19 protein-coding genes are annotated in these 20982 nt (G+C 69.9%); 12 read left to right on the forward strand and 7 right to left on the reverse strand.

Translation table 11 applies throughout. The features are described 5' to 3' along the window. The first annotated feature begins 123 nt into the window (after positions 1–123). From ORV05_RS02210 to ORV05_RS02220, 3 genes are all read left to right on the forward strand, one after another. Positions 124–1155 (forward strand): DNA polymerase IV, encoded by a 1032-nt coding sequence (locus tag ORV05_RS02210; protein WP_268756784.1) that lies wholly within the window; start codon positions 124–126, stop codon positions 1153–1155. 75 nt (positions 1156–1230) lie between these two features. Then, positions 1231–2514 carry an MFS transporter gene (locus tag ORV05_RS02215; protein ID WP_268756785.1) on the forward strand — a complete coding sequence of 428 codons (1284 nt, stop codon included), beginning with the start codon at positions 1231–1233 and terminating at the stop codon, positions 2512–2514. Between the two features lie 22 nt (positions 2515–2536). Then, positions 2537–3874 (forward strand): amidase family protein, encoded by a 1338-nt coding sequence (locus ORV05_RS02220; protein WP_268756786.1) that lies wholly within the window; start codon positions 2537–2539, stop codon positions 3872–3874. A 132-nt stretch (positions 3875–4006) separates the two neighbouring features. Here the strand turns inward: ORV05_RS02220 and ORV05_RS02225 are convergent, their stop codons facing one another. From ORV05_RS02225 to ORV05_RS02235, 3 genes are all read right to left on the reverse strand, one after another. Beyond that, positions 4007–5059, reverse strand: a complete 1053-nt coding sequence (locus ORV05_RS02225; RefSeq protein ID WP_268756787.1) for a coiled-coil domain-containing protein — start codon at positions 5057–5059, stop codon at positions 4007–4009. A 62-nt stretch (positions 5060–5121) separates the two neighbouring features. Further along, positions 5122–7116 (reverse strand): SDR family oxidoreductase, encoded by a 1995-nt coding sequence (locus tag ORV05_RS02230; protein WP_268756788.1) that lies wholly within the window; start codon positions 7114–7116, stop codon positions 5122–5124. An 88-nt stretch (positions 7117–7204) separates the two neighbouring features. Continuing rightward, positions 7205–8104, reverse strand: coding sequence for an LLM class flavin-dependent oxidoreductase (locus ORV05_RS02235; protein WP_268756789.1), 900 nt, complete (start codon positions 8102–8104; stop codon positions 7205–7207). A gap of 60 nt (positions 8105–8164) precedes the next feature. Here ORV05_RS02235 and ORV05_RS02240 point away from each other — a divergent pair, with 60 nt between their 5' ends. Then, positions 8165–8614 carry a MarR family winged helix-turn-helix transcriptional regulator gene (locus ORV05_RS02240; RefSeq protein WP_268756790.1) on the forward strand — a complete coding sequence of 150 codons (450 nt, stop codon included), beginning with the start codon at positions 8165–8167 and terminating at the stop codon, positions 8612–8614. Between the two features lie 17 nt (positions 8615–8631). On the opposite strand, the gene ORV05_RS02245 is transcribed toward ORV05_RS02240, so the two are convergent. Further along, on the reverse strand, positions 8632–9399 hold the full coding sequence (locus tag ORV05_RS02245; RefSeq protein ID WP_268756791.1) for a class F sortase: 768 nt from the start codon (positions 9397–9399) through the stop codon (positions 8632–8634). Then, positions 9396–10832: an MSCRAMM family protein gene (locus tag ORV05_RS02250; protein WP_268756792.1), complete on the reverse strand. Its 1437-nt coding sequence runs from the start codon at positions 10830–10832 to the stop codon at positions 9396–9398. The genes ORV05_RS02245 and ORV05_RS02250 overlap by 4 nt, the downstream gene beginning before the upstream one ends. Positions 10833–11076: 244 nt before the next feature. Here ORV05_RS02250 and ORV05_RS02255 point away from each other — a divergent pair, with 244 nt between their 5' ends. Continuing rightward, positions 11077–11916, forward strand: a complete 840-nt coding sequence (locus ORV05_RS02255) for a Bax inhibitor-1/YccA family protein (RefSeq protein WP_268756793.1) — start codon at positions 11077–11079, stop codon at positions 11914–11916. A gap of 143 nt (positions 11917–12059) precedes the next feature. Next, on the forward strand, positions 12060–12821 hold the full coding sequence (locus ORV05_RS02260; RefSeq protein ID WP_268756794.1) for an LppU/SCO3897 family protein: 762 nt from the start codon (positions 12060–12062) through the stop codon (positions 12819–12821). A 45-nt stretch (positions 12822–12866) separates the two neighbouring features. Here the strand turns inward: ORV05_RS02260 and ORV05_RS02265 are convergent, their stop codons facing one another. Further along, positions 12867–14087 (reverse strand): acetyl-CoA C-acetyltransferase, encoded by a 1221-nt coding sequence (locus ORV05_RS02265; protein WP_268756795.1) that lies wholly within the window; start codon positions 14085–14087, stop codon positions 12867–12869. A 154-nt stretch (positions 14088–14241) separates the two neighbouring features. On the opposite strand from ORV05_RS02265, the gene ORV05_RS02270 reads away from it, so the two are divergent. The 5 genes from ORV05_RS02270 to ORV05_RS02290 all read left to right on the forward strand — a co-directional run bounded on the left by ORV05_RS02270 (position 14242) and on the right by ORV05_RS02290 (position 19331). Then, the gene (locus tag ORV05_RS02270) at positions 14242–15618 is read left to right on the forward strand and encodes a cystathionine beta-synthase (protein ID WP_268756796.1); all 1377 of its coding nucleotides are present in this window, start codon (positions 14242–14244) and stop codon (positions 15616–15618) included. A gap of 117 nt (positions 15619–15735) precedes the next feature. Next, entirely contained in the window at positions 15736–17052 is a 1317-nt protein-coding gene (locus ORV05_RS02275) for a hypothetical protein (RefSeq protein WP_268756797.1), read from the forward strand. 143 nt (positions 17053–17195) lie between these two features. Continuing rightward, a complete protein-coding gene (locus ORV05_RS02280) occupies positions 17196–17723 on the forward strand; it encodes a hypothetical protein (protein WP_268756798.1) in 528 nt (175 codons plus the stop codon). Between the two features lie 9 nt (positions 17724–17732). Next, the gene (locus ORV05_RS02285; protein ID WP_268756799.1) at positions 17733–18164 is read left to right on the forward strand and encodes a hypothetical protein; all 432 of its coding nucleotides are present in this window, start codon (positions 17733–17735) and stop codon (positions 18162–18164) included. Between the two features lie 9 nt (positions 18165–18173). Beyond that, on the forward strand, positions 18174–19331 hold the full coding sequence (locus tag ORV05_RS02290; protein ID WP_268756800.1) for a cystathionine gamma-synthase: 1158 nt from the start codon (positions 18174–18176) through the stop codon (positions 19329–19331). A 9-nt stretch (positions 19332–19340) separates the two neighbouring features. Here ORV05_RS02290 and ORV05_RS02295 read toward each other — a convergent pair whose 3' ends face one another. Continuing rightward, positions 19341–19625: a hypothetical protein gene (locus ORV05_RS02295; protein WP_144588918.1), complete on the reverse strand. Its 285-nt coding sequence runs from the start codon at positions 19623–19625 to the stop codon at positions 19341–19343. Positions 19626–19702: 77 nt separating this feature from the next. Between ORV05_RS02295 and ilvA the strand changes: the two genes are divergently transcribed. Continuing rightward, complete coding sequence (ilvA, locus tag ORV05_RS02300; protein WP_268756801.1) at positions 19703–20926, forward strand: threonine ammonia-lyase; 1224 nt, start codon at positions 19703–19705, stop codon at positions 20924–20926. The last annotated feature ends 56 nt before the right edge of the window (positions 20927–20982 follow it).

Here is a 20982-nt window from a genome sequence, read left to right on the forward strand (position 1 = left end):
GTTGTCCTTCGTTCGGGTGGTAGAGCCTACTCGTCCGGGCTTTGTATCCGGATCTTCCCCGGCGGCGCCACCCTACCGTGTCACGCGTCACAGCGGGGGCGGATTTCGCCGCATACTGGTCGGGTGCCAGCGGACTGGATCCTGCACGTGGATCTCGACCAGTTCATCGCGGCGGTCGAGGTGAACCGGCACCCCGAACTGAGGGGCAGGCCGGTGGTCGTGGGCGGCCGCGGCGACCCTACCGAGCGAGCCGTCGTGGCCACCGCGTCCTACGAGGCCCGCGAATACGGCATCCAGTCGGGCATGCCGATGAAGACGGCGGTCCGGCGCTGCCCCCAAGCCGTCTTCCTCCCCGTCGACAAATCCACCTACGAGGAGGTCTCCGCCCAGGTCATGGCGCTCCTGCGGGAATTCCCCGTCATCGTCGAAGTGCTCGGCTGGGACGAAGCCTTCCTCGGCGCCCGGACCGATGATCCGGAGGCGCTCGCCGCCGGTATCCGGCGCGCGGTCGCCGCGAAGACCCGGCTGTCCTGTTCGGTGGGGATCGGCGACAACAAACTCCGCGCCAAACTCGCCACCGGCTTCGCCAAACCCGCCGGTGTCTACCGGCTCACCCGGGAAAACTGGGACGAGGTGATGGGGCACCGGCCCACCGAGGCGCTGTGGGGCATCGGCCACAAGACCGCCAGGAAACTCGCCGGGCTGGGGCTGCACACGGTGGCGGAACTCGCCGCCGCCGATCCGGCCGAACTCGCCGCGCGCTTCGGCCCGACCCTGGGGCCCTGGTACCGGATCCTCGCACTGGGCGTGGGGGACAGGGAAGTTTCGGCCACCCCGTACGTGCCGCGGTCACGAGGACACGAGACGACCTTCCAGCGCAACCTCACCGACCCCGCCGAAATCGGTCAGGAGGTGGCGGCGCTCGCCCGTAAGGTGGCCGAAGACGTGGCCGCCGAAGGGCGCCCGGCCGCACGGGTGGCGGTGAAGATCCGGTTCGCGCCGTTCGTCACGCAGACCAAGAGCATCACCCTCCCGGCGCCCACCAGTGACTCCCGCGAGATCGAACGTGCGGCGCTGGAGGTGCTGACGCGGTATTCCGACGATCGGCCGGTGCGACTGCTCGGCGTGCGCGCCGAATTCGAGCCGGGAAGCTGACCATTTTCCCCGCTTTGCCGGTAATGCGAGAAATCCGGCATGGTCGGAGATCTTCGGGGGAAATAGGGTCGAATCATGACACAGTCGTCAGCGGAAGCCCGTGCCCGCCTCACTCCGGATCAGCGGAACTCCTTCCTCGCCGCCGTGCTCGGCTGGATGATGGACGCGTTCGACTATTTCATCGTCGTCTTCGTCTACGCCGACATCGCCAAGAGCTTTGGGATGCAGAAGACCGACGTCGTGTTCATCACCACCGCCACGCTGCTGATGCGGCCGGTCGGTGCCCTGCTGTTCGGCCTGTGGGCCGACCGGGTGGGCCGCCGCATCCCGCTCATGGTGGACGTCGTCTTCTATTCGGTGGCCGGGTTCCTCTGCGCGTTCGCGCCGAATTTCACCGTACTGCTCGTCCTGCGGCTGCTGTACGGCATCGGGATGGGCGGCGAATGGGGGCTCGGTGCCGCGCTGGCGATGGAGAAGATTCCGGCCAAGCGGCGGGGATTCTTCTCCGGAATCCTGCAGGAGGGCTATTCCTTCGGTTATCTGCTCGCCTCGCTCGCCGCACTGGTCGTGCTGCACTGGGCGGGGCTGTCGTGGCGCTGGCTGTTCGCGCTCAGCGTCATACCGGCGCTCATCAGCCTGATCATCCGGTCCCGGGTGAAGGAATCCGAGGTCTGGGAGTCCGCGCGGCGGCGGATGCGGGTGACCCGCACCTCGATCAGGGACATCCTGTTCGACCCGAAGATCATCCGGCGGTTCGGTTACCTGGTGCTGCTGATGACCGCGTTCAACTGGATGAGCCACGGCACGCAGGACGTGTACCCGACCTTCCTGTCCGCGCACGGATCCGGCGGCGCCGGGTTGTCCTCGACGACGGCGACCTGGATCGCGGTGGTCTACAACATCGGCGCGATCACCGGCGGGCTGATCTTCGGCTCCCTGTCGGAGCGGTTCGGCCGGCGCTACACGATCGCCTTCTGCGCGGTCCTGGGCCTGCCGATCGTGCCGCTGTTCGCGCTGTCCCGGACCGCGGCGCTGCTGTGCCTGGGCTCGTTCCTGATGCAGGTGATGGTCCAGGGCGCCTGGGGCATCATTCCGGCACACCTGACGGAGATGTCGCCGGACGCGATCCGCGGATTCTATCCGGGGGTCACCTACCAGCTGGGCAACTGCCTGGCCGCCTTCAACCTGCCCATCCAGGAGTCGCTGGCCGCGCACCACGGCTACCCGTTCGCGCTCACGGTCACGATCATCCCGGTGCTGGTCGTGGTCGCGACGCTCACGCTCGCCGGCAAGGAGGCGAAGGGGATCGAGTTCGGTGCCGAACGCACCGCCACCGCCCCCGTCGTCGCGGAGGACTAGCGGCGATGCTTAGGGTTCAGCCATGGTGACAACGGCAACGGAGCTGGCGAAGGCGGTCCGCGCGGGTGAGCTGGACCCGGTGCGGCTGACCGAGAAGGTGCTGCACGGGATCGAAGCCGCCGACCGGGTCGTCGGCGCGTTCCGGAAGGTGCGTGCCGAGGCGGCACTAGCGGAGGCAGAAGCGCTGGCGTCGAGGCCGGACCTCGCCGCACTGCCGCTGGCCGGGGTGCCCGTCGCGGTCAAGGACGTGACCGGGATGACCGGCGAATACGCCGGCTGGGGCTCCGCCGCCTCCGTGCGGAAACCGTCCACTGTGGACGGCGAGATCGTGGGCAGGCTCCGCGCGGCGGGTGCGGTCGTCGTCGGCCTGACCCGGGTGCCGGAGCTGTGCATCTGGCCGATGACCAGCGACCCCGACGGGATTTCCCGCAATGCTTGGAACCCGGCGTACACCGCGGGCGGTTCCTCGGGCGGAAGCGCGGCGGCGGTCGCCGCGGGGCTGGTGCCCGTCGCGCACGGCACGGATGGCCTCGGCTCCATCCGGCTGCCCGCCGCCATGTGCGGGCTGGTCGGCATCAAACCGGGAGCGGACCTGCTGCCGGAAGGCGGCTGGTACGGGATGTCGGCGCACGGCAGCCTGGCCACCACCGTGGCCGATGCGGCACTCCTGCTCGCCGTGCTCGCCGGGAAACCCGAGCTCGCCACGCTCGGCGAGCCGGGTTCGCTGCGGGTGGCCGTGTCCACCGACCAGCCGCTCACCCACGCACCGGTGCCGAAGGCGCTGTGCGCGGCGGTGGACCGGGTCGCCGATGTGCTTGCCGGTGCCGGGCACCGGGTGGAGCGGGCCACACCCGACTACGGCGTCGAACCGGCGCTGGGCATTCTCGGCCGCTGGTTCGCCGGCCCGTCCGAACAGGCCGACGGCCTCGACCGGAGCTTGCTCCAGCCGCGGACCCGGGCGCATGTCCGGCTCGGGCGGGCGCTGCGGACGGCCGGGCTGATCCGGCCCGGCACCCGGGACCGCTGGCTGGCCAGGGCGGAGCGGTTCTTCGAGGACCACGATGTCCTGCTGACCCCGGCACTGGCGACCCTGCCGCCCAAGGCGGAACGCTGGCACGAACGGTCCTGCCTGGCGAACGCGATCCCGTCGATCCGGCTGGCGGGGTTCGCGGGCCTGTGGAACCTGGCCGGCTATCCGGCGATGACGGTGCCCGCCGCCCGGCATCCGTCCGGCCTGCCGATCGGCGTCCAGCTCGTCACCACCCCTGGGGGCGAGGCCCGTCTGCTCGCGGTGGCGGCGCAACTCGAACGCCTCAACCCGTGGCCGCGTCTGCCCGGTGAACCGACCGCCATGCCCTGACCGCAGGAGTGCCGTGACGGGCGGACCGCCACGCCACCCGGTGCTCGATGGTCGGGGGCCGGGTCAGCGTGACCGGCGGCCTGCCACCGGGTGCCCGGGCTGACTTCCTGTCCCGGGCACCCGGGCAGGAAGTCAGCGTCCCTGGTTCGGGGTGCGTGCCGGTTTGACCGGCTGCACCGGCGTGGCGGATTTCGCCGGGGCGGCCGGTTTCGTGGCCGCGGCCGGTTTCACGGCCGGTTTCGTGGCTGTGGCCGGCATGGTCGGCGGGTCGATCGGGTCGATGGTGCGGGACATGTCGACGATCGACTCCTCCCGCAGCGGCTCCAGGACCTCACGGCTGCGCATGAGCACCTCGTTCGCCTTGCTCAGCCGGGCCGCGGCCTCCGCGCCCAGCGAGTTGAGGCGCTGTACCTTGCTTTCGGCCTCCGCCTCCCGGCGTTCGGCCTTCGTGGTGGCCTCGGTGACGAGTTGCTTCGCCCGCGCCGTCGCCTCGTCCACGAGACGTTTCGCCTCCGCGGTGGCCTCGGCGATCCGGCGCTCGGCCTCGGTCTTGCTCGCCTTTCGCTGGTCGGTGATCTCCTTCTCCAGCGCGCTCCGCTGCGCGGCCATCGAGGTCTCGAACTCGTGCTCGATGGTGCGCCGCTTCCGCTCGGCTTCGATGTCGAGCGACGTGCGCCGCTGCGCCGCCTCGGTGGTCAGCTTCCGCACCTCGCTCTTGGTCGCCTCGAGCGCGTTCTGGTGCTCGGCCTGCAGCGCCGCGGCCTGCGTTTCGAGCGACTTGATCAGATTCGAGTACCGCTCGCGCAGCTTCGTGGACAGTTCGGTGCTCGCGGCCCAGTGCTCCTCCGCCGCGACCTGGGCGCGGGCCACGATCTCCTCGGCGCGCGCGTTCGCCAGCTCCGCCGTGCGCTGCATGCGCTCGTCGAGATCTTCCAGCCGCTCCGGTGGGCGCTTGAGTTCCTCGACCCGGTTCTGCAGCCGGGTGATCTCGGCGCGTGCCGTCTCCAGTTCCCGGGACAGCTTGGTCGCCTGGGTCATGGCCGCATCACGATCGGCCATGAGCCGGCGGATGCTCAGCTCGACGTGATCCAGGTACTGGACCACCTGCGCACGGTCGAATCCATGCCAGGCCTGGTTGTAGTCGCGCTTCAGCGGGAGCAGGGCGTTGTCTCGCTCGGGAACCATGTCGAAGAAGGTACCCGGGTACGGGGTGTTAGTGCCGTCAGGTCGGTGTGAGTTCTTCCGTGTCACCAGTGGAAGCCCCGGGTCAATTTGATCAACCGGGTGGCCGCGCGGGACAGATGCCGTTCCCCCTTTCCGAGCTTGACCCGGCCGGTGCCGCCGGCCGCCTCCGAGTCCGGGAAGATCCGGAAGCCCTCGTAGGCGATCTCGTCGACCAGGTCGGGCAGGAAGGTGTACGCCGCCTGGATCAGGTAGCCCTCCGGGGTGCCGATGTGTTTCGGGCGTTCCTTCAACGCCCGCACCACCATGTCGGCTGCCTGGTCCGCTGACTTGGTGGGGAAGGCGTCGTAGATCCTGGTCGGGCGGATCATCGGCGTGCGGACCAGTGGCATGTGGATGGTGGTGAAGGTGATCCCGTCGCCGCGGGTTTCGGTCGCCGCGATCTTGCTGAAGTAGTCGAGCGCCGCTTTCGAAGCCACGTAAGCGGAGAAGCGGGGCGCGATTCCCTGCACACCGATCGAGGACACGTTCACGATATGGCCGAACTTCCGCTCCGACATGTGCGGCAGCACGGCCAGAATCAGCCGGACCGCACCGAAGTAGTTGATCGCCATCGCGCGTTCGTAGTCGTGGAAGCGGTCATAGGACAATTTGATCGACCGACGGATCGAGCGGCCCGCATTGTTGACCAGCATGTCGATCCGGCCGTGTTCCTGCAGGATCTGCTTGACCAGTTTGGTGACGGCCTCCTCGTCGGTGAGGTCGGCCGGGTACACCGAGGCGAATCCGCCCGCCGCGATGATCTCGTCGCGAACCTCCTCGAGTTCGTGCTGGCGACGCGCGACGAGCAGGGGTACCGCCCCTTCGGCCGCGACCTTGAGCGCGGTCGCCCGGCCGATCCCGGAGGACGCCCCCGTGATGATCACCCGGCGGCCGTCCAGCGCGCCCCGGCTGCCCGGCCGGCGCGCGCGGAACGGGTCCAGCCGCTCCTGCCAGTACCGCCACAACACACCGGCGTAGTCCTCGAGGCGCGGCACGTCGATCCCGCTCGAGGCCAGTTCCTTGCGGGTGGCGGCCGAAGCGAAGACCGACGGGAAGGAGACGTTGTCCAGCAACACCGGCGGGATCCCCAGCCGTTCCAGGAAGGCGTCGCGCACGAGCGAGACGCCCGGCAGATGCTCGCTGAGTTTCGCCAGCCGGAGCAGCCCCTTCGACAACCGTTCGTCGAGTTCCAGATCGATGGTGGGCGCGCCCGCCGCGTTCGCGAACGCGTTGTAGACGGACACGACCGATTGCGGCTCCGGACTGACCAGATGGAAGGCGCGGCCGTCGAGATTCGGCTTGGTGACCAGCGCGAGCAGCGCCTTGGCCACGTAGTCGACCGGGACGATGTTCGTATCCCCGAGATCGGGGCCGACCAGCGGCAGGTCCGGTACCCCGGCGAGCTTGCTGATCGCGGTGAACAGGTAGTAAGGACCGTCTATCTTGTCCATCTCGCCGGTTTGCGAGTGGCCGACCACGATGGCGGGGCGGTATACCCGCCATGGCACCTCGTGCTGCCGTCGTACGAGCCGCTCAGCCTCGAACTTGGTGCGGTGGTACGGGGTGGGCAGGCGCTGCCCCACGTCGAACATGTCCTCGGTGAACACGCCCTCGTGGTCACCGGCCACCGCGACCGAGGACATGTGGTGCAGACAACCGGCGCGGATGTCGGTGGCGAGTTCGATCACCTTGGCCGTGCCGTCCACATTGGCCCGCACGCTGGCCTCGTCGCCCGCCGTGATGTCGTAGAGGGCCGCCAGATGGACCAGGTGATCGACCTTCCCGCGCAGTTCCTCGCGGATCTCGTCGCCGACCCCCAGCCGATCCGCGGAGAGGTCGCCGAGAACCAGGGTGACGCGCTCGGGATGTGGCCAGCCCGCGACCAGGCTCGCGAGCCGTTCCCGGGAGGGCCCCCGGACCAGGAGGTACACGCGTTCGGTGTCCTCCCTGGCCAGCAGAAGCCGGGTGAACTGCCGTCCGATCAGGCCGGTCGCGCCGGTCACGAGATAGCCGGGCATCGTGCTCCCCTTCGCCGTATGCCTTTCGCTCTACTTGCATTCTCCCCGCAGAACGTGACCGCGACCACTGTCACCCCCGGTTTTCCCCTCAGCCCCGCAGCGGCCGGATGATCTCGTCGACCACCCAGTGCACCACCCCCTCCGGATACGGTGCGCGCAGGCCCAGGACGATGTGCGTCATGCCGGCCTCGACAAGCGTTTCGATCTCCTTCCGAGCGCCGGCCGGATCCTCGTAGGACACGATGTACTGCGTGGAGCGGACGATCTCTCCGGGATCGCGGCCGAGTGCCGCGCAGTGCTCGTCGAGCACCTTGCCCCGCTCCACGAGGTAGTCCGGCGAGTTGTGCGGCGGACCCGGCACGTTCCAGATGTCGGCGTGCGCGGCGACCACGCGCAGCATCCGGTTGCCCCAGCCTCCGAGTAACAGCGGGGGACGGGGCCGTTGCACCGGCTTGGGTTCGTTCCGGTTGCCGATGAGGGTGTAGTAGCGGCCCTCGAAGTCGAAGACCTCCTCGGTCCACATGCGCTGGAGAATCTTGATCGTCTCTTCGAGGCGGGCGATGCCCTCCGCCGGTGGCACCAGTTTCAGGCCGTACGCCGCGTACTCGCGCAGCGCCGGGTTCTCCCCGGCGGTTCCGCCCGCGCCGGGCGGCTGATGGGTGCCGCCCACCCCGAGCCCCATGGTCAGCCGTCCGCCGGAGATCACGTCCACCGTGGTGGCGATCTTGCCCAGGACCGCGGGCTCGCGGATGCGGTTGCTGGTGACCAGCAATCCCAGGCGTAACCGCCTGGTCTGCGCGGCGAGGGCGGCGAGCAGCGTCCAGCCTTCGTAGATCGGCCCGTTCGCGGGGCCGGCGAGGGGGAGGAAGTGGTCCCAGAGCCAGGCGTCCTCGATCTCGGGCAGGCCGTCGGCCTCCTGCCAGACGCGGACGATGTCGTCGTAGCCCACGTGCATCGGGCTGGTTTTGACGCCGAATTTGATGGTCATATCGTCACCATAGCGGATCGTCAGCTCTGCTGACGATCAGATCGCGGTAATTTAACCTTTATGGCGCAACGACCCCCCGAAGTGCTGGCGTCCCGGCTTGGCTACCTGCTCAAACACGCGCAGATCCGATTGGGCGAAGCGGTGACGGCGGCACTGGCGCCGTACGGGATCGACGCCCGCGAGCTGGCCGTGCTTTCCCTGCTGTCGGCGGAGTACCCGTTGTCTCAGCTGGAGGCGGCGGGGAAACTGAACGTCGACCGGACCACGATGGTCGCCCTCATCGACGGCCTGGAGGACAAGGGCCTGGTCGAGCGGCGGCGCAGCAACCAGGACCGGCGCAAGAACATCGTCGAGCTGACCGAGACCGGTAAGGAACGCCTGCGCAAGGCCGATGCGGCCCGGCGGGAGGTCGACCGCCTCTTCCTGGCGCCGCTCGGCCTGGAAGGCGCGGAGCAACTCGTCAGCGCCCTGCAGGTCCTGGTGATCGGCGACTGGGAGAGCGCTCCGTAAAGCGCCGCCGGGATCGGCTACACCGGGTCGGCGATGACCACGCGGTTGTCGGCGTACCCCTGTGCCCCACCGATCCACTCGCCCCCGCAGGTGACCAGCACGAGCCGGTGCGTCCCGGTCTGGCCGAACAGTTCCGTGGCGCGCTGCGGCAGTTCGTCCTTGTGCAGCGTGATCAGCTGTGAGATCCGGTACACCGCGGTCCGCCCGGACGGATCGACCACGTGGATCTCCTGCGCTATGCGCGCACGCCACAGTTCGGCGAACGGGCCGATCCGCCCACCCCAGTTCACGTGCCCGGCGAGCACGCTGGCGCCGCGATTGGCATCGAAGTCCGCACCCCACCAGGCCGCCTGGCCCAGGCTCTGCGGCACCGGCAGCACCCCGCCCACGACCTCCTGACGGACCAGGACCGCGGTGCTGCCGCTGGGCAGCCGCACCGTGCCCGGGGCCTGGACCGGCACAGCCGCCGGGGTTTCCGGCGCGGAGGACTCCGGTGTGCTCGCCGGTGCCACCGACGGGACCGGCGAGCTGGTCGTGGTCGTCTCCGGCGGGGTCTGCGTGGGCGCGGCCACCACCGGGGACGGCGGGGGAACGATCACGGGCTGGGGATGCCCGGCGACGGCACTGGTCGGTGGCCAGAACACCACCGCGGCGACCAGCGCCTCCGGCAGCAGGACGGTGACCAGGCCCAGCAGGTAGGCCTTGACCAGCCTCCGTTTGCCGCGCCGGGAGTAGACCACCCGCTGCCGTCCGCTGCCCGCCGGGCGGTGCCTGGACACGGTCATCTCGAGGCCGGTCCGCGCCGTTCGCCCCGGACGGCCGCCGGCCAGCGGCGCCGGGCGAGGAAGCCCACGAGCACGGATCCCAGCAGCGCGAGCCCGCCGAGGAGGACGAAACCGAGCGGAGAGGTGATCGTCCTGGTGTCCGCGTGCAGGGTCGCGGTCGGCGGGCCGAAGCCTGCCGGGATGACGGTCGGCACTTCGTTCGGCGCGTTCGCCACCTTCAGGGTCAGCGTCGCGCCGTCCTCCACCGTGCCGCAGGCGGAGGGCGGTTGGGCCGCGTCGAACGAGCGGTCGTACCCGGACGCGGGGCTCACCTCGACCACGCAGACCTCCTGCGGGGCCCGCAGACCGTCGACCGTGGCCTTGCCCCCGTCGCCCGCGGTGGTGACGACGATGGGCTTGCCGTCGGACCCGACCAGCGGTTTGCCGTCCTGGCCCGTCGCGGGGGTGGTCCGGTCCTTGCCGGTCAGGCGCAGCACGACCCCGTCGATGCCCTTGCCGGTCTTCGCGTCCACCTTCGTGACCTGCACGGTGCCCGCCCTGGGCCGGGCGGCCACGCCGTCGTGCGCGCTCAGTTGCTTCTCGCCCCCGGTGGAGACGACGCGCTGGGTGTCCACGTCGACCGGGGCCTGGATGTAGGGCCGGTCGGCGGGGGCCGAAAGGGTGCTGGACAGTTCGGGGTGGGCGCCGGTGGGCACCACCTGCACGGTTGCGGTGCCGTCGTCACCCGTGGTGACGGTGCCCTGGGTGGTGCCATCCGGAAGGGTGGCGTCGGTGAGCTTGACGGTGACCGGCACCTTCGCCATGCCCTTGTCCTTGGCGTTGTGCACGACCACCCGCCAGGTGCCCGCGCCGCCGATGATCTGGGTGTCCTTGGGCGCGGCGACCGAGGTCGTCCACGGTCCGCGGTTGGCCTCGGCGTCGGCGCGCAGGTCCTGTACGGCCTGCTGGGCGGCGGGCGGCAGCTTGGCGAGGTGGAAGGGGGCGTCGTAGGCGATGTGGCGGAAGTCGTTGGCCGGGTTGAGGTCGTCGTGGCCGGGCCGGGGCGCGGCCGTCCAGGAGTGCAGCAGGTGGGCAAGCGCGGCGGCCTGGTCCGGGTTGCGGGTGTCGCCGTAGCGGAGCAGGAGGTAGGAGATCTCGGCGGCGATGTCCCCGGGCAGCGGGTCGCCCCATTTCGTCTTCAGTTCGTCGCCAGGGCGGTAGGCCTCGTTCGTGTCCGGGGCCTTGTACTCGAACTGCACGCAGAAGACCTGCTTGCCCCCGACCAGGTAGGAGCCGAGCCAGTCGCCGGAGCGCCCCTTGCCGCCGTAGGACTGGCCGGGTGTCACGAGGTGCCCGGTTTCCTGCTGGAAGGCGGCGGAGGCGGGTGCGGCGGTGAACAGGCAGATGAGACCGGCGATCAGGATGCCCGCGAGCGCGCGGGGCGTTCTCCCCATGAAATCGTTCATCCCTTCCCGTATCGTCCCCGACTGGATCGGGTGACCGGCCGGACACCCCCAGTGAGAGTTGCGGGAAAGCCGCTCATGGGCAATACACCGAATTACTGATTAGTGCTGGTTATGAGCGGAACCCGCCCCGGGGCCGGGAAACTAGGTAAAGTCGCCTTTACTCGACGGGAACCCCCCGGCGGTCCCGGTCGTTGGACCAGACGCAGGTGCCAGGAGATCCAGGAGGATCAAGGTGCGTTCCACTAGCAACCCCGCGTTCCGCAACCTGCCCAGGAGCAGTGCGGGATATGCCCAGTACGGCCAGTACGGTCAGTACGGCCCCAACGTCGGCTTCGAGCAGCCACCCGGGGCCGGTTACGGCATGCCGCAGCAGATGGCGGGGGCCGGCGACCGACCGATGACCGTGGACGACGTGGTCATCAAGACCGGCCTTTCGCTCGCGACGGCCCTGGTCACCGGCGTTCTCACGGCCATTTGGGCGCAGAGCCAGGCCGAGGCGAGGGCGATGGGTCCGGTGCTCGGCGTCCTGTTCGCCGGGATGCTGGTCGGTGCCGTCCTCGCCATGGTGATGATCTTCCGGCAGAAGCCCAGCGGCCCGATGACGCTGCTGTACTCCGCCGCCGAAGGCGTCTTGCTCGGTGCCATCACCGGGGTGTTCGAGATGATCTACCCGGGTATCGCCCTGCAGGCGATCCTGGGCACCTTCGGGGTCTTCATCGCGATGCTCGTGGTGTACAAGACCGGCGCGGTCAAGGTGACGCCCAAGCTGACCCGGTGGATCGTGGGTGCCACGTCCGGTGCGCTCATCCTGATGCTCGCCAACCTGCTGCTCAGCGTGTTCGGTGTGAACATGGGCCTGCGCAGCGGCGGTGCGCTCGCCATCATCTTCAGCCTGGTCGTGATCGGCATCGCGGCGTTCAACTTCCTGCTCGACTTCGACATGGCCGACCGGATGATCCGTGAGGGGATGCCCGCGAAGTGGGCGTGGTTCGCCGCCTTCGGCCTGATGACCACGCTCGTGTGGCTCTACCTGGAGATCCTCCGGCTGCTGTCGTACCTGCAGAACGACTAGTCGTTCCTCGAGGCAGGGGACGCTCGGTAATCAGCCGGGCGTCCTCTGTGGTTTTTTCACCCGCTCGCCGGGTCCCGCACAGGGGTATTGATCACACAGTGTTGGATAAGCACGTCTGATCCTTTTACCTCTGTGAGGTCCCTGTGAGCGTTCCCCCTTCGCCGGGGCAGGAAGGGCAGCCTTCGCCCTACGGCCCCCCGGGTGCCCAGCCGAACCCGTTCGGCGCCCAGCCGCAGCCCGCCCCCGGTGGCCAGTTCCCGCCTCCCGGCGCCGTCCCCCCGCCGGGCGCCGTGCCGCCTCCTGGCGCGGTGCCTCCCGGGGCATACCCCCCGCCCCCTGGCGCGGCCTACGGCCCGCCTCCCGGCACTCCCGTGGGAGGCAAGCCGAAGCGTCTCTGGCTGAGGCTGGTTCTCGTCGTGGTGGTGCTCGCGGGCATCGGCACGTGGGCGGTCATCAGCTACACGAAGTCGCCGAGCAGCGCGGCCGCCGGCGACTGCCTGAACGTCAAGGAGTTCAAGAGCGGCGCCGAACCGACGAAGGTGGACTGCACCGACCCGTCGGCCAACGTCAAGATCGGGGTGCGGCTGGACAGCGACACCGGCAAGTGCCCGGGTGAGAACTACGACGAATACAGCTACCGGCACCGCAGCGACAGGTACAAGCTGTGCCTGATGCTCAACGCCCGCGACGGCGACTGCTTCACCAACTTCACCAACACGTCCAGCAGCTCGACCGAGGGTTACCGCAGGGTGGCCTGCACGGACCCCGCCGCCGACGTGGAGATCGTCAAGGTGGTCAACGGACAGGCAGACGATTCGGCCTGTTCCGCGACCAAGTACGACGGTGCGCTGACCTACCCGCAGCCTCCGACCACGCTGTGTATCGCCAAGAAGTCCTCGGCCTGACACGCACCGGTGGGGCGCCGAAGCGGTGCCCCACCGGTGGCCGGGTCAGCTGAGGCGCTCGATGACCATGGCCATGCCCTGGCCGCCGCCCACGCACATCGTCTCCAGGCCCCACTGCTTGTCGTGGTGCTGCAGGGAGTTGATCAGCGTGGTGGTGATGCGGGCGCCGGTCATGCCGAACGGGTGGCCGACCGCGATCGCCCCGCCGTTGACGTTGAGCCGGTCGATGTCGATCCCCAGGTCCCGGTAGGACGGGATGACCTGCGCCGCGAACGCCTCGTTGATCTCCACCAGGTCGATGTCGGAGATCGACAGGCCGGCGCGCCGCAGCGCCTGCTGCGAAGCCTCCACCGGGCCCAGCCCCATGATCTCCGGCGAAAGGCCGGAGACACCGGTCGACACCACGCGCGCCAGCGGCGTGAGGCCGAGCTGCTTGGCCTTGGTGTCGGACATGATGACCAGCGCCGCCGCGCCGTCGTTGAGCGGGCAGCAGTTGGCGGCGGTGACGCGGCCGTCGGGGCGGAACACCGGCTTCAGGCCGGACACGCCCTCCAGGGTCACGCCCGCACGCGGGCCGTCGTCCTTCGACACGACGGTGCCGTCAGGCAGCGTGACCGGGGTGATGTCCTTGGCCCAGAACCCGTCGGCGATGGCCTTCTCCGCCAGGTTCTGCGAGCGGACGCCGAACTCGTCCATCTCCTGCCGGGAGACGTTCTTCAGCCGCGCCAGGTTCTCCGCGGTCTGGCCCATCGCGATGTAGACGTCCGGGAGCTGGCCGTTCTCGCGCGGGTCGGTCCAGGTGTCGCTGCCTTCCTCGGCCACCTTCGCGGTGCGGGCTTCGGCGTCGGCGAACAGCGGGTTGTGGGTGTCGGGCCAGGAGTCGGAGCTGCCCTTGGCGAAACGCGAGACGGCCTCCACACCCGCGGAGATGAACACGTCGCCTTCGCCGGCCTTGATCGCGTGCAGGGCCATCCGGGTGGTCTGCAGGCTCGACGAGCAGTACCGGGTGATGGTGCAGCCGGGCAGGTGGTCGTAGCCGAGCTCGACGGCAACGGCACGGCCCATGTTGAAGCCCGACTCGCCGCCGGGCAGGCCGCAGCCCAGCATCAGGTCGTCGATCTCCTTCGGGTCGAGCTGCGGGACCTTGTCCAGCGCGGCACGGACCATCTGGACGGCGAGATCGTCCGGCCGCATGCTGACCAGTGATCCCTTGCCGGCGCGGCCGATCGGCGAACGCGCGGTCGAGACGATGACGGCTTCAGGCATGGCAGGACACTCCTTCGGGTCGGGCTAAGCGGTTGCTTAGGCCCTATCCTGCCCCCTGACGGGCGTACGGCAAACCTCAACGCGACGGGGACCACCTTGACCGGGTGTCCCGCGTTCCGGCGGCCGGCCCGCGAACTGCCGTTACGCTGAACTCGTGGATTACTACGAGCATGTTGTGGACCTGGTGGGCAACACCCCGTTGGTCAAGCTGAACTCGCTCACCGAGGGGCTCGAGCCGCTCGTGCTGGCCAAGGTCGAATACCTCAACCCCGGCGGCAGCGTGAAGGACCGGATCGCCCTGCGCATGGTCGAGGCCGCCGAGGCCTCCGGCGAACTGCGTCCCGGCGGCACGATCGTCGAGCCGACCTCCGGCAACACCGGCGTCGGCCTGGCCATGGTCGCGCAGCGCAAGGGCTACAAGTGCGTGTTCGTCTGCCCGGACAAGGTCAGCGAGGACAAGCGCAACGTGCTCAAGGCCTACGGCGCCCGCGTCGTGGTGTGCCCGACGGCGGTGCCGCCGGAGCATCCCGACTCCTACTACTCCGTTTCCGACCGCCTGGTGCGGGAGATCGACGGGGCGTGGAAGCCGAACCAGTACGCCAACCCCGAAAACGCGCTCAGCCACTACCACTCCACCGGCCCGGAGATCTGGCGGCAGACCGAGGGCCGGATCACGCACTTCGTCGCCGGGGTGGGCACCGGCGGCACCATTTCCGGAACCGGCCGCTACCTCAAGGAGGTCTCCGACGGCCGGGTCAAGGTGATCGGCGCGGACCCCGAGGGCTCGGTGTATTCCGGGGGCACGGGACGGCCCTACCTGGTCGAGGGCGTCGGCGAGGACTTCTGGCCGGAGACCTACGACCGCACCATCGCCGACGAGATCATCGCGATCTCCGACGCCGAGTCCTTCGGCATCACCCGCCGCCTGGCACTGGAGGAAGCGCTGCTGGTGGGCGGGTCCTGCGGAATGGCGGTCGCGGCGGCCCTGCGCCTGGCGAAGCGGTGCGGGCCCGAAGACGTGATCGTGGTGCTGCTGCCCGACGGGGGCCGCGGCTACCTGGGCAAGGTGTTCAACGACCAGTGGATGGCCTCCTTCGGCTTCCTCGGCCCGGAGACCTCCGAGGCGACCGTGGGCGACGTGCTCAAGGCCAAGACCGGCGCCCTGCCTGCCCTGGTGCACACCCACCCCAACGAGACGGTGGCCGAGGCGATCGCGATCCTGGCCGAGTTCAACGTCAGCCAGATGCCCGTGGTGAGCGCCGAACCGCCGGTGATGGCGGCCGAGGTGGTGGGCGCGGTCAACGAGCGGGACCTGCTGGAGGCCCTGTTCACGGGCAAGGCGAACCTCGCCGACCGGCTCGACCGGCACATGTCCGCACCACTGCCGACCATCGGCGCGACCGAGCAGGTGAGTTCGGCGATGAAGGCGCTTTCCGGCGCCGACGGGGCGCTCGTACTGCTCGACGGCAAGCCCGCGGGCGTGGTCACCCGGCACGATCTCCTCGGTTTCCTGGCCGGTCGCAACGGCTGAGCACATCGGGTTCATGCAGGCCTTTACGCGCAGCACGTGCCGTGATCCGATAGCGTGTGCCGCCAGTAGCGCGTATTTCGACCTGATCAGTTCTCTCAAGGGGGGTTCGAGACCCGCATGAGCGCTCCGCAACCGCCGAACCAGCCCTGGGGCGGCGGCCAGCCACCTCAGGGCCCGGGTGGTTCCCAGCCGCCGTCCGACAGTCCATTCGGTTCCGCGGAACCGACCCAGGTGGTCCAGCCTGGCCAGCCGCAGCCCGCTGCGTTCGGCGACGCACCGGAGCCGACGCAGGTCGTGCAGCCCGGTGACCCGAACGCGGCTTCCGGTGCGGAGGGCGGGGCCGAGTCCACACAGCTCGTTCCGCCCGGGGCCCAGCCGCCGCCCGCGATCCCGTACGCGCCGCCGCCGAGCGCGGCGGACAACCCCGCGGCGGCGATGGGACAGCCGCAGGCCGCGTACGGCCAGCCGGGCGGCTTCGGCCAGCCCCAGGCCGCGCCCGGCCCGTACGGGCAGCCGCCGCAGGGCTTCCCCCCGCTGGGCCAGCCGGGCGGCTTCGGCGGCCCGCCGCCGCAGGGGTTCGGTGCGCCGCAGTACGGCGCACCGGCGGGCGGCGGTGCGGGTGGCAACAACCAGCTCTTCGGCTGGATCGCCGCGGGCCTGGTGGCCCTGCTCGGGCTGATCGGCGCGATCATCGGCTTCACGCTGATGTCGGATCTGAGCAGCGCCAGCTCGGGGGCGGACAACGCCGCTCAGATGGCCCAGCAAGCTCTGGCCCAGTGCAAGGCCCAGATGCAGCAGATCGGCCAGGACGCCTCCATGTGCGACGCCTACGCCCCCTCTGCGTCGAGCGGTGGAGATAGTTCGGGCCTCACCGAGCTCTGGATCTACGTGATCGGCCTCACGCTGGGCGGTCTGGTCTCGGTGGCGGGGGCGGTGCTGCTGTTCCTGAAGAACAAGATCTCCACCTGGCTGATCGTGGCCGGTGCCGCGCTCCTGCTGATCTTCTCGATCATCATCCTGGCCAAGGGTGGTACCGGGGGCCGGATCGTCTGGGAACTGATCTTCGGCATCGTGATCGCCGTGGTGGGCGTGCTCGGGCTCATCCCGGGAACCGCGCAGTTCGTCGGCCTCGGTGGTCCCGGCGGTCCCGGCGGTCCCGGTGGCCCGGCGGCCCCGGGCGGTTTCGGTGGCCCGGGTGCTCCGGGCGGGTTCGGCGGGCAGCCGGGCGGCTTCGGTCAGCCGGGTCAGTTCGGGCCGCCCAGCGGCGGCTTCGGCCAGCCGGGTGGTTTCGGTCAGCCCGCGGGGCAGAACCCGCCCAGCGGTGGGTTCCCGCAGCCCGGCCAGCCGGGTCAGCCCGGCCCCTACGGGCAGCCCGGCGGGTTCGGGCAGCCGGGTCAGCCCGGTCCGTACGGCCAGCCGCCGCAGCAGTGGTGACCGGCTGAAAAGTCTGCGATACCCCCGGCGCTCGCCGGGGGTATCGCTTTTTTCGGGCCGAATTCGCCCTGACGGTGACGTCTCGCCGCTACAGTGGGCCCACTTACCGGGCCTACTTCCGCGCAGCTCGCCTTGGGGGCAGTGTGACGAACCCGTACGGCTATCCGATGCCACCCGACGGCGCGCCGGTTCCGCAACGGCGTCCCAGCGGGGTGAGCGCGATCCTCGCCGGGCTCCTCGGCCTCGCACTGTGCGGCACACTCGGCTACCTGCCCGTCAAGGAGTTCATCGCCTTCGGGATCGCGGACCTGCCCGAGAAGGCCAACATCGTGCTCGGGTTGTACCTGGGCGCCTCGCTGCTGCTGCTGATCGGGGCGCTGCTGACGTTCTTCCGGGTCCTTGCGGGTGCGGTACTGCTGATGCTCGGGGCGCTGGTCTCCATTGCCGCGGTGCTCACCGAGGCGATGCTGCTGGCCCCCGATCAGCTCGCCGAGTTCTTCCGGTACGTCTTCCGGTTCCAGATGGACGACGCGTTCGTCAGGGTGGCCGGGATCGCCGGAGGTCCGCTGGTGTTCGTGCTGGCCGCGCTGCCGCCGACCTTCCGCTACCTCCGGTACGCGGCGGTGCAGTCGCCGTACCCGTCCGCCGGATATCCGCGGCAGGGCTGGTAGTCACCCGCCATGACCGAACAGCTCTCCCGCGGGGGTGCGACCGGCATCCCGGCCGCCGTGCTCGCGCTGCTCGGCGGGCTCTTCCACCTCGTGGGTGTCGCCGGCGGTGCGGTGCTGCTCGCTGGGGACGGCAACCTGGCGCACGCGCTGCTCACCTTCCTGCTGCACCTGATCGTGGCCGGGACGCTGATCACCGGCGGGGTCGGGCTGCTCCTGGCCAAGTCCTTCGGCCGCGCGTTCACCATCACCGGTGCGATCTTGGCGCTCCTGCTCTACCTGGCGGTGCTCGTTCTCGGGGCGTTTGGAATATATTTCCTCGGCCTGGCGGACGGCACCATCCCGGTCGGGTACACCGCCGTGCTGTGCCTGCCCGCGGCCACGACGCTGGTGCTGGCGAGCCTGCCGGCGACCGCGCGCTGGGTGACCGGTGGCTGGTCGTAACCTGAGCACATGACTGACGACACCTCCGGGCTGGGTTTCGAGACCCGCGCCATCCATGCAGGTCAGCAGCCCGATCCGCGGACCGGTGCGGTGATCGTGCCGATCTACCAGACCTCGACCTACGCCCAGGACGGGGTCGGCGGCACCCGGGAAGGTGACTACGAGTACTCCCGGACGGCGAACCCCACCCGCACCGCGCTCGAACAGCAGCTCGCCTCGCTCGAAGGTGCCCGGCACGGCCTCGCGTTCGCGTCCGGCATGGCCGCCTCCGACGCGGTGCTCCGCAGCACGGTGCGCCCCGGCGACCACCTCGTGCTCGGCAACGACGCCTACGGGGGCACCTTCCGCCTGATCGACAAGGTGCTCACCGCCTGGGGGGTCACCTACACCGTCGCCGACCTCGCCGACGTGGACGCGGTCCGGGCCGCGGTGCGGCCGGAGACCAAGCTGATCTGGTGCGAGTCGCCGAGCAACCCGCTGCTCGGAATCGCCGACCTCTCGGCGCTCGCCGGAGTGGCCCACGACAACGGGGCCCGCCTGGTGGTGGACAACACCTTCGCCACCCCGTACCTGCAGACCCCGCTCGCGCTCGGCGCGGACATCGTCGTGCACTCCACCACCAAGTACCTCGGCGGCCACTCCGATGTCGTCGGCGGCGCCGTGCTCACCAACGAAGACGAGGTGCGCGAGCAGCTGTTCTTCCTGCGCAACGCGGCCGGCGCGGTGCCGGGTGCGTTCGACGCCTGGCTGACCCTGCGCGGGATCAAGACGCTGGCGGTGCGGATGGAGCGGCACTGCGACAACGCCGAACTGGTCGCCGAGGCGCTCGCCGCGCACCCGAAGGTGGCGCAGGTGTACTACCCGGGGTTGGAGAACCACCCAGGGCACGAGACCGCCGCGAAGCAGATGCGCAGGTTCGGTGGGATGGTGTCCTTCCGGCACGCCGACGGTGAGCAGGCGGCGCTCGATGTGGCTGCGGGAACCGAGCTGTTCATCCTGGCCGAATCGCTGGGCGGGATCGAGTCGCTGATCGAGCACCCGGGCCGGATGACGCACGCGAGCGCCGAGGGCTCGATGCTGGAGGTGCCCGCCGACCTGGTGCGGCTGTCGGTCGGGATCGAGGACGCGCGGGACCTGATCGAAGATCTGCGGCGCGCACTGGGGTAGCGCTCCGGATCAGGGCCGGTAGTTGTTGTACTCGGCGTTCTGGCCCGAGGAGTGGGGCTGTGTGGTGCGGAGCTGGTCGAGATCGGAGCCGCTCACGCAGCCGCCCACCAGTTCGATGTGGTTGTCGTGGCGGATGTACTGGGCCGGATCGGCACAGCCCGCCCTGTCGACGGTGTAGAACGCCGCACCGGTCAGCGCGAGTGCCGAGGTGATCGCCGCGACCAGTGGCAGCACCCCGGCCGAACGCGAGGCACGCCGGCCGGAGCCGCCGCCCGGAACGTTCCGCCTTCGCATGGTTACTCCCCGATTCCCGGTCATGACCGGCTCCAGGGTACCCAAGGCGGCCGGACGGGGGTGGCATGATCCCGCATATGCGATTGGTGACGGTGGACCGGATCACCCGGGCGCGTGAACTCCTTACGGGTGTTGTCCGGGTCACTCCGATGGAACACGCGCGGGACCTCGAGAAGGCTCATCGCGGCACCGTCCATCTCAAGTGTGAAAACCTGCAGCGCACCGGCTCGTTCAAGATCCGCGGCGCCTATCACCGGCTGCACGGGCTGAGCGAGGCCGAACGCGGGCGCGGCGTGGTGGCGGCGAGCGCCGGAAACCATGCCCAGGGAGTGGCGCTGGCCGCCTCGCTGCTCGGCATCAAGTCGACGGTGTTCATGCCGACTCGCGTGCCGCTGCCCAAGCTGGCCGCGACCCGGGGCTACGGGGCCGATGTCCGTCTGCACGGGGATGTGTTCGACGAGACGCTCGCCGAGGCCATCGCCTTCGCCGAAGAGAGCGGCGCGGTGCTGATCCACCCGTTCGACCATCCGGATGTGATCGCCGGTCAGGGCACGGTGGGGCTGGAGGTGCTGGAGCAGGTCCCGGAGGCGGGCACCGTGCTGGTGCCGACGGGAGGCGGCGGGCTGGTTTCGGGAGTGGCGGTCGCGATCAAGGCGGCGCACCCGGGCACTCGCGTGGTCGCGGTGCAGGCCGAGGGGGCCGCCGCGTTCCCGCGTTCGCTGGCGGCAGGCCGTCCGGTGCGGATTCCCGAGCCGCACACCATGGCCGACGGGATCGCGGTCGGGCAGCCGGGAGAGCTCACCTACGCCCACGTGAAGGCTCTGGTCGACGAGGTGGTGACGGTTTCGGAGGAGTCGCTGTCGCGGGCGCTGCTGCTGTGCCTCGAACGGCGCAAGCTCGTCGTCGAACCGGCGGGGGCGGCCGCGGTCGCCGCGCTGCTGCAGTACCCGGGTGCCTTCCCGGGGCCGATCGTGGGCATCCTGTCGGGCGGCAACATCGATCCGCTGCTGCTGTTGCAGATCATCCAGCACGGCATGACCGCGGGCGGGCGCTATCTCGCGTTCCGGCTGCGGGTGCCGGACCGCCCGGGGGTGCTGGCCTCGGTGCTGTCGCTGATCAGCGAACTCGGCGCGAACGTCGTGGACATCGAGCATTCCCGCGTCTCGGGCAAGCTGGCCCTCGGCGAGGTCGAGGTCTCGCTGAACCTGGAGACCCGCGGTCCCGAGCACTGCCGCCAGGTGACGGCCGAACTCCGGCGCGCCGGGTACACCCTGATCCCCGCGGAAGGAAACAGTCCTTAGCGGGCTGGACATTCTCCTCCGGCGGTTAGGATTTCCGGCAGGCATCGCGGGAGAGG

The sequence above is a fragment of the Amycolatopsis cynarae genome (assembly GCF_026802195.1).
Lineage (GTDB): Bacteria > Actinomycetota > Actinomycetes > Mycobacteriales > Pseudonocardiaceae > Amycolatopsis_E > Amycolatopsis_E rhizosphaerae.